Raw genomic sequence first — 13280 nt, forward strand, 5'->3', positions numbered from 1 at the left:
TGTGTCGGTCACGCGTTCGCGAGATCCGGCGAACACGGCAGATCGACGCCGCCCTGGATGTGCCGGATCGGGCCGTCGGCATTCGGGCGAATGTCGAAGTCGAAGATCTGCGTGGGCAGCCACAAGGTCGCACACGCGTTCGGAATATCCACCACGCCGCTGATGTGCCCCTGCACCGGCGCACAGCCGAGCAACGAATAGGCTTGCGCGCCCGAATAGCCGAATTTCTTCAGGTACTCGATCGCGTTCAGGCACGCCTGGCGATACGCGGTGGTGACATCGAGATAATGCTGGCCACCCTGTTCGTCGACCGAAATGCCCTCGAAAATGAGGTAATCGTTATAGGTCGGCGTGATCGGGCTGGGCTGAAAGACGGGGTTGCGAATCCCGTATTTCGCCATGCCGCCCTTGATGAGATTCACGCGCATATGCACCCAGCCGGCCATTTCGATCGCGCCGCAGAACGTGATCTCGCCGTCGCCCTGGCTGAAGTGCAGGTCGCCGACCGACAGGCCCGCGCCATCCACGTACACGGGGAAAAACACCTTCGAGCCGCGCGACAGATCCTTGATGTCGCAATTGCCGCCGTGCTCGCGCGGCGGCACGGTGCGCGCGCCCTGCGCGGCGGCCCGGTCGCGCGCGTCGCCCGCGAGCTTGCCCATGTGCGCGGTGGCCGCGAATGGCGGATTCGCGAGCGGCGGCACACGATCGGGCGCGGTGGCGATCAGGCCGGTTTCGCGCGCGTTCCAGGTCTCGAGCAGCGCCGGGTCGGGCAGGCAGCCGATCAGGCCCGGGTGAATCAGGCCCGCGAAATTCACGCCCGGAATATGGCGCGAACTCGTGTACACCCCGTGAAAATCCCAGATCGATTTCTGCGCGCTGGGGAAATGATCGGTGAGAAAGCCGCCGCCGTTGGTCTTCGAAAAGAAGCCATTGAAGCCCCACTGACTATCGGCCTTCGCGCCGATGTCGAGCAGGTCGACCACCAGCAGGTCGCCGGGTTCCGCGCCATGCACGCCGACCGGGCCGGACAGAAAGTGCACGATCGACAGGTCGATGTCGCGCACGTCGTCGGCGCTGTCGTCGTTCTTGATGAAGCCGCCGGTCCAGTCGTAGGTTTCGAGGATGAAATCGTCGCCGGGCTTGACCCAGCAGGCCATCGGAATATCGGGGTGCCAGCGGTTGTGCACCTGTTCGTTTTCGTAAGCCGACTGGTTCAGATCGACCTTGATGAGAGTCTCGGGCATGGCGTTCGCTCCTGGGTTCGCGGATTGACATACGGCGCGGCGCGCGAACGCCGCGCCGCGCTCAGACGGACAGATATTCGCGGATGCGGTCGGTGTCGCCCGCATCGCGCGTGCTTTGGTGCACGAAGCGCCCGCCCTCGATGACGAACAGGCGGTCGGCCACGTCGAGCGCGAAGCTCAACACCTGCTCCGACACGACGATGGCGATATGGCGGCTCGTGCGAATCTGGTTGAGCGCCTTGGCGATGTCCTTGATGACGGACGGCTGGATGCCTTCGGTCGGCTCGTCCAGCAACAGCACTTTCGGGTCGGTCGCGAGCGCGCGCGCAATCGCGAGTTGCTGTTGCTGGCCGCCCGACAGATTGCCGCCCTTGCGCTTTCTCATGTCGAACAGCACGGGAAACAACGCGTAAAGTTCGTCGGGCACGCGCTGGCTCTGCGCGTTTTCGAGGCCCGTCTGGATGTTTTCCTCGACGGTCAGCGACGCGAAGATCTGCCGCCCTTGCGGCACGTAGCCGATGCCTTTCGACACGCGGCGGTAGCTCTCGTCCTTCGAGACGTCGGCGCCGGCCACGCGCACGGTGCCGCGATTGGCGGGCAGCATGCCGATCAGCGCCTTGAACAGCGTCGTCTTGCCCATGCCGTTGCGGCCCATCACGGCCACGCTTTCGCCTTGCGCAACGGCAAAGCCGACGCCGTGCAGCACCTCGCTCTGACCGTAGCTGACGACGAGATCGTCGACTTCCAGCATGATGTGTTCTCCGTGTTGTCGTTCGGTTGCCGGCTCAGTGGCCCAGGTACACGTCGATCACGCGCGGATCGGCCTGCACCTGCGCCATTGGTCCTTCCGCGAGAATCTTCCCCTGATGCATGACCGTGACCTTGTGCGCGATGCGCTCCACGAAGGCCATGTCGTGCTCGATCACGATCATCGAGCGGTTGCGGCAGATGCGGTCGAGCAGATCGGCGGTCAGTTCGCGCTCGCGCACGCTCATGCCCGCAATCGGCTCGTCGAGCATCAGCAGTTCGGGGTCCTGCATCAGCAGCATGCCGATTTCGAGCCACTGTTTCTGGCCGTGCGACAGCAGCCCCGCTTCCAGATCGAGCGTGCCGGCGAGGCCGATTTCATCGGCCACGTCGCGCACGCGATCGGCCACGTCGGCGTCCTCGCGATACGCGAGCGCGCCGAACACGCTGCGTCCGCGCGGAAACGACACTTCGAGGTTCTGCGCCACGCTCAGGTTTTCGTAAATCGACGGCGTCTGGAACTTGCGGCCGATCCCTTTACGCACGCGGCGGAATTCCGCGAGATGCGTGATTTCCTCGTTGCGGAACTTGATGCTGCCCGCCGTTTCCTTCGTCTTGCCGCAGATGAGATCGAGCAGCGTGGTCTTGCCTGCGCCGTTCGGGCCGATCACGACGCGCAGCTCGCCGCGTTCGAGATAGAGATTGAGCGAATCGATCGCCTTGAAGCCGTCGAACGACACGGTCAGGTCTTCGATCGCGAGCAGAAAGTCGGTATTGCTCATGCTTCATGCCTCCTCGTTCGCCGCGCCGAGCAGCCGCCGCACGCGCGGGCGCACATGCTCGTCGTACAGACCCGCCAGCCCGTTCGGAAACACCATCACCACGCCGATGAACATCGCCGCCATCAGATAGAGCCAGAGGTTCGGAAAACTCTCCGAAAACCAGCTCTTGCCGAGATTGACGAGAATCGCGCCGTATACCGCGCCGACCAGCGACATGCGCCCGCCGACGGCCGCATAGATCACCATTTCGATCGACGGCACGATGCCGACGAACGACGGCGACATGAAGCCCACCTGCAGCGTGAACATCGCACCGCCGATGGCCGCGAGCATCGCCGCGAAACAGAACGCGAACACCTTGAACATGGCGACGTCGTAGCCCGAGAAGCGCACGCGGTCTTCCTTGTCGCGCATCGCGAGCAGCAACGTGCCGAGCTTGCTGCGCTGAACCCAGCGGCACGCGAGCAGCGCGCCGATCAGCAACGCGGCGTTCACGAAATACAGCACAAGCTTCGCGTGATCCGTGCGGATGTCCCAGCCGAGCAGCGTGCGCAGGTCGGTGATGCCGTTCACGCCGCCCGTATAGCCCTGCTGGCCGATGATCAGCACCGACAGAATCAGCGCGACCGCCTGCGTGATGATCGCGAAGTACACGCCGCCCACGCGCCGCTTGAACATCGCATAGCCGATCACGAACGCGAGCGCCGTCGGCACGACGAGCACCGCGAGGATCGAGAACGGCAACGAGTGAAACGGCTTCCACCACGTGGGCAGTGCGGTGAGCTGGTTCCAGTCCATGAAGTCGGGAATGCCGGGCGTCGTCTGCGTGTGCGTGGCGGCCGGATCGGATGCCTCGAGCTTGAGAAACATCGCCATCGCGTAGCCGCCGAGGCCGAAGAACACGCCCTGGCCGAGACTGAGCACGCCGCCGTAGCCCCACGCGATCACGAGGCCGATCGCCACGAACGCGTAGGTCAGGTACTTGCCCATCAGGTTCAGGCGGAACGTGTCGAGCGCGAGCGGAAACACGACCACGATCAGCAGCGCGAGCAGCACGATGCCCGCGTAGCCCGACGCATCGAGTCGCGCCACGCGCACGCGCCAGCCGGCCGGCGGCGCGCCCGGGCCGGATCGCGGGGATACGCCGCTCGCCGCGGATTGGATGGGTTCCATGTCCCTCTCTCCAGTCGAATGAAGCTGTCAATGACGCTTGTGCATGAACGCACGCTCAAACTCGCCGCACCTTCGACGCAAACAGGCCTTGCGGACGCAGCATCAGAATCACGACGACGGTCAGCAGCGTGAGCACGCGCGCAATCGAGCCCGACAGAAAGAACTCGCTGATCGACTGCATCTGCGCGATGCCGAACGCCGACGCCACGGTACCGAGCAGGCTCGCCGCGCCGCCGAACGTCACGACGAGAAACGAATCGACGATATACAGCGAGCCGCTCGTCGGTCCCGTCGAGCCGATCGCCGTGAAGGCCGCGCCGGCCACGCCCGCGATCCCGCAGCCGATCGCGAACGTCATGCGGTCGGTGCGCCGCGTGTTGATGCCCGCCGCGTTCGCCATCGGCCGGTTCGCGACCGTGGCGCGCACGCGCAAGCCCCAGCGCGACCGATAGAGCGCGAGCAGCAGGCCGCCCGTCATCAGCAGCGCGAGGCCCATCACGAACATGCCGCTCACCGGAATGTCGAGGCCGGGCGTGGGCTCCCACGAACCCATCAGCCAGTCGGGCAGCGCCGGACTCACCTCCTTCGGCCCGAAGGTCGAGCGGAACACCTGCTGCATGCCGAGGCTCAGGCCCCAGGTGGCGAGCAGCGTGTCGAGCGGCCGCTTGTACAGATGGCGGATCAGCGCCCATTCGGCGAGCCAGCCGGCCGCGAAGGCCAGCGCGAACGCCGCGAGAATCGCGAAGAAGAAATACACGGGCGTGAGCGCGTGCCAGACGTTCTGCGAAAACCACGAAAACAGGTAGACCGTATACGCGCCGATCGTCATGAATTCGCCGTGCGCCATGTTGATCACGCCCATCTGGCCGAAGATCACGGCGAGCCCGAGCCCCATCAGGAGCAGGACGCTGAAGAGGCTCAGACCGGCGAAGCCCTGCATCAGCGTGATGTTGAAAATATCGGTAGCGGACATCGAACGCTCCTCGCGCGGCGGCGTCATCGGCCGCCGCGCCGCTGCGGTTGACGGATTACATGTAGCCCTTCGGGAACGGATTCGGCTGGATCGGCTGCTCGGACTGCGCGACGACCTTGAACTGGCCGTCCGCCTGGCCCTGCCCGATCAGCGAGCGGCTCCACAGGTGATGGTTCGCATCGACCTTCGCATAGCCTTGCGGCGCGTTCGCCACTTCGATGCCGGCCGAATGCGCGACCACCTTGTACACGTCGAAACTGCCCGCGCGCTCGCACGCGGCCTTCCAGATCCACGGGCCGAGATAGGCGGCCTGCGTCACGTCGCCGATCACCGACTTCTGGCCGTAGCGCGCCTTGAATGCCGCGACGAACCTCTTGTTGTTGTCGGTATCGAGCGACTGGAAGTACTTCATCGACGAATAGAAGCCCGCGAAGTTGTCGCCGCCGATGCCGAGCACTTCGTCCTCGGTCACCGACAGCGTCAGCAGAAACTGCTTCTGCGGCGTGATGCCCGCGGCCTTGAGCTGCTTGTAGAACGCCACGTTCGAGCCGCCCACCACGGTCGCGAAGATGCAGTCCGGGCGCGCGAGCTTGATCTTGTTCATCAGCGACGCGAACTCGGTCGTGCCGAGCGGGTAGTACTCCTCCCCCACCACCTTCGCATGCAGATGCTGTTCGATATGGCGCCGCGCGATCTTGTTCGACGTGCGCGGCCAGATGTAGTCGGAACCGATCAGGAAGAAGGTCTTGGCCTTCTTCGTGTTCGACGCCCAGTCGAGCGCCCAGACAATCTGCTGGGTCGCTTCCTGGCCCGTGTAGAACACGTTCTTCGACTGTTCGAGGCCTTCGTAGAAGGTCGGGTAATACAGCAGGCCGTTGTCCTTCTCGAACACCGGCAGCACAGCCTTGCGCGAGGCCGAAGTCCAGCAGCCGAACACGGCCGCGACGTGGTCGTTCTCCAGCAGCTTCTTCGACTTTTCGGCGAAGGTCGGCCAGTCGGACGCGCCGTCTTCCTGAATGATCCGCACCTTGCGGCCGAGCACGCCGCCCATCGCGTTGATCTGCTCGATCGCGAGGCGCTCGGCCTGGATCGAGCCGGTTTCGGAAATCGCCATCGTGCCCGTGGCCGAGTGGAGCTGGCCGACCGTCACGGTCGTATCCGTGACCGCGAGGCCCGTGGTGTTGACCTTCGCCGTGGGCGGCGTTTGCGCCAACGCGCCGCGCGGCAGGCCCAACGCCATCAGCGGCGCGGCGGCGAGACCGCCGAGCATTTTCCGGCGCAGCGGCGAAGGCATCCGGGCTTCGTCATCGAGTCGATCGTCTGCGGACATCACGTTCTCCTTATCGGGCGCCCGGCGCGGATCGCTGCGGGCTGGGTCGAGGTTGGACGCAATGTAGAAAGCCAATTTGACGATCGAAATACGTCAATCGACGTATTTCCGGCGCACGTACTGGAATGTAATTTGCATTGCAGGGCGATCCTGGGCGCCGTGGTCCGCCGTTGTGCCGTTCACGCCCCGCTCGTGCCGCTTTCGCACCAATTCGGATCATCGTCATGTCCCAGAGTCACCCGTCAATGGGCGCGCCCGGTACCCAACGCATCGTCAAGGTGCGCCGCGACTACAACGCGTGGGTCGGCGACGAAACCCTCGAGGACTACGCGCTGCGCTTCACGCCGCGCTCATTCCGGCGCTGGTCGGAGCTGCGCGTGGCCAATACGGCGATCGGCGCGGTGTCGTTTCTGGTGCTGGAGGCGATCGGCGGCAGTCTCGTCGTGAACTACGGCTTCACGAACGCGTTCTGGGCCATCGCGGCCGTCTCCGTGCTGATCTGGCTGACCAGTTTGCCCATCAGCTATTACGCGGCGCGCTACGGCGTCGACATGGACCTGCTCACGCGCGGCGCGGGCTTCGGCTATATCGGCTCGACGGTCACGTCGCTGCTGTACGCGGTGTTCACGTTCATTTTTTTCGCGCTCGAAGCGGCCATCATGTCGCTGGCGCTCCAGCTGTATTTCCATATTTCGCTGGCGATCGCCTACGTCGTAAGTTCGCTCGTGGTGATTCCGATCGTCATGTTCGGCATCACGCTGATCAACCGCCTGCAAAGCTGGACGCAGCCGCTGTGGCTCGTGTTGTTCGTACTGCCCTACGCCGCCGTGCTGTGGCGCCATCCCGACCTGATCGCGCAATGGACCACCTTCGCGGGCTTCGCGCCGCAAGGCCGCGCGTTCAGCCTGATCGCCTTCGGTCAGGCGTCGACGGTCGTGTTCGCGCTGATCGTGCAAGTGGGTGAACAGGTCGACTATCTGCGGTTCCTGCCGCCGCTCACCGCGAAGAACCGCACGCGCTGGTGGTTCGCGCTGCTCTCGACGGGGCCTGGCTGGATCGTGCCCGGCGCGCTCAAGATGCTGGGCGGCGCCCTGCTCGCCTTCATCGCGCTCCAGTATGAAGTCGATGCCAGCCACGCCACCGAGCCGACGCAGATGTACCTCGTCGCCTATCATCTGCTGCTCGATCCGCTGGGGCTCGCGAGCTGGGCGCTGCCCGCGATGACGCTGTTCGTGATCGTCTCGCAGTTGAAGATCAACGTGACCAACGCCTATGCGGGCTCGCTCGCGTGGTCCAATTTTTTCGCGCGGCTCACGCACAGCCATCCGGGCCGCGTGGTGTGGCTCGTGTTCAACGTCATGATCGCGTTGCTGCTCGTGGAAATGGGCGTGTTCGATGCGATCGCCAAGGTGCTGTCGCTCTACGCGAACATCGCGATCGCGTGGATCGGCGCGTTGTTCGCCGATCTCGTCATCAACAAGCCGCTCGGCTACAGCCCGCGACATATCGAGTTCAAGCGCGCGCACCTCTACGATGTGAACCCCGTGGGCGTCGGCGCGATGCTGATCGCGGCCGCCGTCGCGATGCTGGCGCATAGCGGCCTGTTCGGCGCGCTCGCCCAGGCGATGTCGTCGTTCATCGCGTTCGGCGCGGCGTTCGCGTGCGCGCCCGTGCTCGCGGTACTGACACGCGGTCGCTATTACATTGCCCGCGCCGCGCAACCGACCGGCGACGCCACCTCGCTGCGCTGCGCGATCTGCGAAAACACCTTCGAACCCGACGATACGGCGTACTGCCCGGCCTATGGCGGCACGATTTGCTCGCTGTGCTGCTCGCTCGACTCGCGCTGCCACGACCGCTGCAAGCCGCACGCGCGCTTCGCGTCGCAGGCCGGCCGCGCGCTGCATCGCGTGCTGCCCGGTGCGCGACTCGGCCCCGCCGCGCTACGCCTGATCCACTATGCGAGCCTCGTGTTCGCGATGCTCGCGGTGCTGGGGAGCGTGCTCTATCTGATCTGGTCGCAGAGCGCGACGTCGATGAGCGCCGCCGGACCGTCGATCGGCCATGCGCTCTCGGGCAGTTTTCTGAATATCTTTCTCGCGCTCTCGCTGGTGGGCTGCATCGCGGCCTGGTGGTTCGTGCTCGAGCGCGAAAACCGTCGTGTCACGCAGGAAGAATCGCAGCGGCAAAACGAATTGCTGATGCTGGAAATCGACGCGCATCAGAAAACCGACGCGGCGCTCAAGCGCGCGACCGCCGCCGCGGAATCGGCCAATCAGGCCAAGAGCCGTTACGTGTCCGGCTTGAGCCACGAGTTGCGCACGCCGCTGAACAGCATTCTCGGCTACACGCAGTTGCTGCTGCAGGCGAAGGAAGAACTCACGCCCACGCGCTACAACGCCGTGCGCACGATCCATCGCAGCGGCGAGCATTTGCTCGCGCTCGTCGACGGTCTGCTCGACATCGCGCGCATCGAGGCGGGCAAGCTTCAGTTGAACATCGCCAAGGTATCGCTCGCCGATTTCGTCGCGCATCTGACGTCGATGCTCCGTCCGCAGGCGCTCGAAAAGGCGCTCGCCTTCGATGTGCAGACGGCCGGCCGGCTGCCCGCCACCGTGCGCACCGACCAGAAGTGCATGAGCCAGATCCTCACGAACCTGATCGGCAATGCGATCCGCTTCACGTCGAGCGGCACGATCACGCTGCGCGTGAGTCACGGGCTCGATACGCTCAAGTTCGAGGTGATCGATACCGGCCCCGGCATCCCGCCCGCCGAAATGGAGCGCCTGTTCCTGCCGTTCGAACGCGGCGAAGCGGCCCATGCGTACGATCACGGCGCCGGCCTCGGACTCACGATCTGCCGCCTGCTCACGCACGCGCTCGGCGGCAGCCTCGAAGTGGACAGCGAAGTCGGCCACGGCACGCGCTTCGTGGTACGCCTGTTCGCCCCGGCCGTCGACGCGGCGGCCGAAACCCCGACCGAACTCGCGTCGATTCGCGGCTATACGGGTGCGCGCCGCACCATTCTCGTGGTCGACGACCTCGACGACCAGCGCGATATCGTCGTGCAATTGCTGACGCCGCTCGGCTTCGACGTCGCCGAAGCGGCCAGCGGCACCGATGCGCTGCGCTGGCTGGCGATGCACACGGCGGACGCGATCGTCATGGACATTTCGATGCCGTTGATGGACGGCTACGAAACCAGCCGCCTGATCTCCGAGAATCAGTTGTCGAGCGCACCCATCGTGCTGCTCTCCGCCAACGCGTTCGCCGACGACCGCGATCGCGCGAGCGCGACCGGATGCAAGGGTTATCTGGTGAAACCGCTGCAGGTGAATCTGCTGCTCGACAAGCTTGCGCAACTGCTTGCACTCGACTGGATCGCGTCCGATACCGGCGCGAGCGCGCCGGTCGCGACAGCGCCGCTCACGGCCGCCGTGTGGCCGCGGGGGCTCGTCGAGCATCTGCATGCGCATCTCGAAGTCGGCTACGTACAGGGCGTGATCGAACAGCTCGACGCCGCCCGTGAGGCCTGGCCCGCGTTGCGGGATCAAATCGACGCGTTGCGCTCGTTGGCGGAACGTTTTCAGCTAAGGGAACTCGAGCATGAACTTGACCGACTCGCGCGCGGCGCGGACGCATGACGCGCACACCCCGATCGCGGCCTCCCCGATCGTCGAGGCTCCGGCCGTGTGGCTGCGCGAACGGCCCATGATATTGATCGTCGACGATACGCCGGAGAACCTCGCCTTTCTCTCCGATACGCTGCAGGCGCACGGCTACGCGGTGATCGTCGCGCTGTCCGGCGACGACGCGCTCAAGCGCCTCGCGCGCGTGACGCCCGACGTGGTGTTGCTCGACGCAATGATGCCCGGCATGGACGGCTTCGAAACCTGTGTGCGCATCAAGCAGGACGGACGGCACGAGCATCTGCCCGTCATCTTCATGACTGCATTGACGGAAAGCGAGCACGTCGTACGCGGCTTTCGCGTGGGCGGCATCGATTACGTGACCAAGCCGGTGCAGCCCGAGGAGTTGTGCGCACGCATCGGCGCCCACGTGCGGCGTTCACGCGCACAGTTGTATGCGGAGGCCGCACTGTCGCTCGACACGCGCGCGGCGCTGATCGTCGGCGCGGACGGCACGATTCGGTGGCAGAGCCCTCAGGCTGCGCATCATATCGCTGCATACACGGCCGCGCATGACGACCGCTTCGATGCCGCGCAAACCACGAACGCGCGTGATACCGATGCGCCGCCGAAACTGCCTGCGCCGCTGCGCGCCTGGTTCATCGACTGGCTCGCGCGCGGCGCCCAGGACGACGCCGTGCATGAATTCGGCTCGGGCCAGATACGCCGCTCGGCCAGTGCGACGCTCGGTCCGGAGCCGGGTGAATGGATCGTGATCCTCAAGGAAAGAGACGACACGGTGCATTGCAATGCGCTCGCCGAACGCTTCGGCCTGACCATGCGGGAAGCCGAAGTGTTGCTGTGGGTGTCGCACGGCAAGACGAACCGCGATATCGGCGACATTCTGGGCATCGCCCCGCGCACGGTGAACAAGCATCTCGAACACCTGTTCCGGAAGTTGCATGTCGAGACCCGTGCGGGAGCCGCCGCAGCAGCGATCAAGATGCTCGAGCGCACGTGAAAAGCTACCGCTTTCCCGCATATCGGTGGCGCGAACGTTGCTGGCGGGGCGATGCGTTGAACGACCGTCCGAACGATCGGCGGATAGCGGGTGCCGCCAACGATAGCCAGTCGGCAGCCCGATGCGCGAGATCCGTCGATTCCTAGGGTCTGTTTACATATGGAACGCGCATGCGAATGCCCGAAATCGCTCGTCCCCCAAGGGGACTTCCTCCGGGGCGTATGGCAAGGAGTGAGGAGCGCCGTTTGGCCGAGCCAAACAAGCGACGAGCGACGCCGCCATACGGGCGATTTCGGGCATTCCCGTGGAATGATTTTTTAATTTGGGGTTGCCACGAGAACGGCCGTTCGCCACGTTGCGCTCCTTGCGAATACGTCAGTATTCGCGGCGTCGCGCGCCTCGCGAGCGGCCGTTCTCGTGGCAACGCATGCGCGTTCCATATGTAAACAGACCCTAGCGCACCAGAATGCGTGTCAGCGCTCAACGCGCGAACGATGCGAGCGCCGCCGTTATCTCCGCCACCGTTCCTCGCCCTCCACTTTTCCGAACAGCGCGTGCTCGAATGCCCGGTTGAGTTCGGTCAGCTTCGCGTCGAGCCGAGCCAGTTCCGGATGGGCCGGTAACGGACGATCACCGGATATCGCGAGCGTTCCGTGCCCCACGTTCGCGGCCGCGTCGAGTCGCATCGAGCGACTGTGATCCAGATCGTCCATCAACGCATCGATTCGCGTGACGATGGCTGCGCGTGAATGCCGTTCGAATCCGACAACCGAGCCGTCGGCTTCAGCAGGCAGGAGCGTCGCGACGATCCGGCCATGCAGCCAGCAAGACAGCAGCGTGTCCGACAACCGTCGCGCATCGCCGGATACGCGGAACATGCTCCACGCAGCCAGCGGCCTGATCGCCATACGCACGTCGTGAAAACGGCGATCGGCCGCGCGCATCTGCGCCGCCTCCGGCCGCGTGCCATCGTCGCGCTCGTGCATGAGTTCGCGCAGCGCCGCCAACAGGTTGTGCGAACGCATCGCGATGTGGCGCGACGCCGCCAGTGGCATCACCAGCATCGCCGCCGCGAGCGAAACCGCGCAGCCGATCAACACCTCGCCGATACGCAGTTCCGCAAGCGTTCCGATCTCGAAGCCCAGTTGCGCATAGACGACGCCGATCAGCACCGTCAAAAAGAATACGCCGCGCCCGTAGGCATGCAGGATGTGGTACGCCCAGGCAAACACGCACACGCCCATGACGATGACCACGACTGCATTCGCATGATGAACGGCACTGACGACGAGTACGCTCGCAAGCGCGCCGGCGAGCGTGCCGACGACACGTTGCGTGCCGCGATAGATCGTGTCCGCACACGAATACGTGCCGAAGAACACGACGAACGTGCTAAGCACCGCCCACATCCATCGCTCCGACGACAGCGTCTCGCCGATCAACATCGCGGCGCACGCAGCCGCCACGGCGCGGATCGCCGGCAACCATGCAAGCGTGCGCCAGCCGGCGCCCCACCGAACCGCACGCGCATGCGGCGGGGACGCGGGCGGACGTGTGGCGGTCCTGCGCGCCGCCACGTCGCCGGCGACGGCATCGAAGCGCGCAATCGCCGCGCGTAGCGCCGCGGCGGCGGCATCCGTCCGGTCGTGGTTCAGCACGCGCCGGGCGGCTGCGAGCTCCAATGCGACGAGCGCGGCGTGCAATGCACGCGCGTCGCGTTCACCGAATGTCGACGCATGATTCTCGAGTGCGATGGCGGCTTCGTTCAACGCGAGCAAATGCGCCATCGCATCGAACTCGCCCGCGTCCGACACGGCGCTTCGCGCAATGCATGCCGCGTGCAGCGATACCGAGCGCGCGATGAGCCGGGGCGTGTGCGCCGCATGCGTCGGCAACAGCATCCGGCAGACGAGCACGACGCCCGCCGGGCCCGCGATCGACATCGCCAGCATGTGGCCGACCTGTAGCGCGGCCGGATGCAGATAGAGGCCAAGGTAGTACATCGCGATCGCCAGGAACGCACATCCGATCGTGCGCGGCCCTTGAGTCTGGCACAGCATCGAACAGAACAGGACGATCACGAAACCCGCCTTGCCGACCGCTGGCCACGCACTCGCGACGGCGGCCGCGGCGAAACTCGCGCATGCGACGCCGTATTGCCACGCCAGCGATTCATACCAGTCCAGCCGGCGAGCATCGCGCAGGAAGAGCGGCGCGATCATCGCGAACAGTATGCCCACGGCGCCGGTGGTGATCGCGAGACCGAGATGCAGCGCCGATGCAATGCCGAGCGCGCCGACGAGCACGCTCGCGAGTGCGGCGCGCACACCGCCCAGCAGCCGGTGAAGACCGGGGTCGACAATGAACAAGCGGTCAAT

Annotated in this window: 9 protein-coding genes; 2 read left to right on the forward strand and 7 right to left on the reverse strand. The window is 65.2% G+C overall.

Annotated features, from left to right (window positions below; all coding sequences use genetic code 11):
- Positions 1 to 8 precede the first annotated feature (8 nt).
- The 6 genes from fmdA to urtA form a co-directional block, all read right to left on the reverse strand.
- The gene (fmdA, locus tag JYG37_RS21600) at positions 9 to 1247 is read right to left on the reverse strand and encodes a formamidase (protein WP_050012860.1); all 1239 of its coding nucleotides are present in this window, start codon (positions 1245 to 1247) and stop codon (positions 9 to 11) included.
- Positions 1248 to 1308: 61 nt separating this feature from the next.
- On the reverse strand, positions 1309 to 1998 hold the full coding sequence (gene urtE / locus JYG37_RS21605; RefSeq protein ID WP_089489469.1) for an urea ABC transporter ATP-binding subunit UrtE: 690 nt from the start codon (positions 1996 to 1998) through the stop codon (positions 1309 to 1311).
- 34 nt (positions 1999 to 2032) lie between these two features.
- The gene (gene urtD, locus JYG37_RS21610) at positions 2033 to 2776 is read right to left on the reverse strand and encodes an urea ABC transporter ATP-binding protein UrtD (RefSeq protein WP_050012862.1); all 744 of its coding nucleotides are present in this window, start codon (positions 2774 to 2776) and stop codon (positions 2033 to 2035) included.
- Between the two features lie 3 nt (positions 2777 to 2779).
- A complete protein-coding gene (gene urtC / locus JYG37_RS21615) occupies positions 2780 to 3949 on the reverse strand; it encodes an urea ABC transporter permease subunit UrtC (protein WP_050012863.1) in 1170 nt (389 codons plus the stop codon).
- Positions 3950 to 4004: 55 nt separating this feature from the next.
- Positions 4005 to 4922 (reverse strand): urea ABC transporter permease subunit UrtB, encoded by a 918-nt coding sequence (gene urtB / locus JYG37_RS21620; RefSeq protein WP_011875582.1) that lies wholly within the window; start codon positions 4920 to 4922, stop codon positions 4005 to 4007.
- A gap of 55 nt (positions 4923 to 4977) precedes the next feature.
- A complete protein-coding gene (urtA, locus tag JYG37_RS21625; RefSeq protein ID WP_213346367.1) occupies positions 4978 to 6252 on the reverse strand; it encodes an urea ABC transporter substrate-binding protein in 1275 nt (424 codons plus the stop codon).
- A 224-nt stretch (positions 6253 to 6476) separates the two neighbouring features.
- Between urtA and JYG37_RS21630 the strand changes: the two genes are divergently transcribed.
- Together JYG37_RS21630 and JYG37_RS21635 are read left to right on the forward strand one after the other, a co-directional pair.
- Positions 6477 to 9896, forward strand: a complete 3420-nt coding sequence (locus JYG37_RS21630) for a hybrid sensor histidine kinase/response regulator (RefSeq protein ID WP_050012865.1) — start codon at positions 6477 to 6479, stop codon at positions 9894 to 9896.
- A gap of 67 nt (positions 9897 to 9963) precedes the next feature.
- Entirely contained in the window at positions 9964 to 10902 is a 939-nt protein-coding gene (locus tag JYG37_RS21635; RefSeq protein ID WP_124555045.1) for a response regulator, read from the forward strand.
- Positions 10903 to 11411: 509 nt separating this feature from the next.
- Here JYG37_RS21635 and JYG37_RS21640 read toward each other — a convergent pair.
- Entirely contained in the window at positions 11412 to 13271 is a 1860-nt protein-coding gene (locus JYG37_RS21640; protein WP_249746067.1) for an FUSC family protein, read from the reverse strand.
- Between the last annotated feature and the right edge of the window lie 9 nt (positions 13272 to 13280).

Origin of the sequence: Burkholderia sp. LAS2 (assembly GCF_018417615.1) — a bacterium.
Classification (GTDB): Bacteria; Pseudomonadota; Gammaproteobacteria; order Burkholderiales; family Burkholderiaceae; genus Burkholderia; species Burkholderia sola.

Excerpts from the sequence above, each read along its gene's own strand:
- fmdA (WP_050012860.1), bottom strand. The coding sequence starts at position 1,247 with ATGCCCGAGACTCTCATCAAGGTCGATCTGAACCAGTCGGCTTACGAA.
- urtE (WP_089489469.1), bottom strand. The coding sequence starts at position 1,998 with ATGCTGGAAGTCGACGATCTCGTCGTCAGCTACGGTCAGAGCGAGGTG.
- urtD (WP_050012862.1), bottom strand. The coding sequence starts at position 2,776 with ATGAGCAATACCGACTTTCTGCTCGCGATCGAAGACCTGACCGTGTCG.
- urtC (WP_050012863.1), bottom strand. The coding sequence starts at position 3,949 with ATGGAACCCATCCAATCCGCGGCGAGCGGCGTATCCCCGCGATCCGGC.
- urtB (WP_011875582.1), bottom strand. The coding sequence starts at position 4,922 with ATGTCCGCTACCGATATTTTCAACATCACGCTGATGCAGGGCTTCGCC.
- urtA (WP_213346367.1), bottom strand. The coding sequence starts at position 6,252 with ATGTCCGCAGACGATCGACTCGATGACGAAGCCCGGATGCCTTCGCCG.
- JYG37_RS21630 (WP_050012865.1), top strand. The coding sequence starts at position 6,477 with ATGTCCCAGAGTCACCCGTCAATGGGCGCGCCCGGTACCCAACGCATC.
- JYG37_RS21635 (WP_124555045.1), top strand. The coding sequence starts at position 9,964 with ATGATATTGATCGTCGACGATACGCCGGAGAACCTCGCCTTTCTCTCC.